Source organism: Ramlibacter aquaticus (genome assembly GCF_015159745.1).
Lineage (GTDB): Bacteria > Pseudomonadota > Gammaproteobacteria > Burkholderiales > Burkholderiaceae_C > Ramlibacter > Ramlibacter aquaticus.
The window spans coordinates 1-399 of the sequence record NZ_JADDOJ010000212.1 but is presented as its reverse complement, the minus strand read 5'-3'; the positions used below and the strand labels follow the sequence as shown (position 1 = coordinate 399).

The 399-nt window shown below is 39.6% G+C and carries 1 protein-coding gene; it reads right to left on the bottom strand.

Going from position 1 to position 399, the window contains the following annotated elements; genetic code table 11:
- Positions 1-399: PfkB family carbohydrate kinase (locus IM725_RS20165; protein ID WP_227753996.1), on the bottom strand; the 399-nt coding region annotated here is incomplete at both ends.

Below are 399 nucleotides of genomic sequence, written 5' to 3'. Positions count from 1 at the left end.
TACGTTGGCCAATCAGTTCTCCTAATTCTTCCAGATTGGGCTTGATAAGTAGTGGCTTCTCCTTACCTTCCAATACTTCAAGCAAAAATTTACCAGAAGTATCTAGTAATATGTCTTTCCCTTTTTTATCAGCTAAAGCAACCAATTGCTTATAGTAATCAAGAGGGCATCCTTGGGGTAAACTACCTGAGATCGTCATAATATCTGATAGTTCGAGGAGCTGCTCGAAATGATCGGTAAATGTCTGTTGTTCTTTCTTTGTTATGAAGGGGCCTCGTTCCAAAAGCTCTGTTTGTCTCGAACTATGCAGGATAGCAATAGAATCCCTTGTCTCTCCTTTAATTGGAACAAACTGATGCATGATCCCTAACTGATCTAGCTGGTTCTTTAGATATTCAC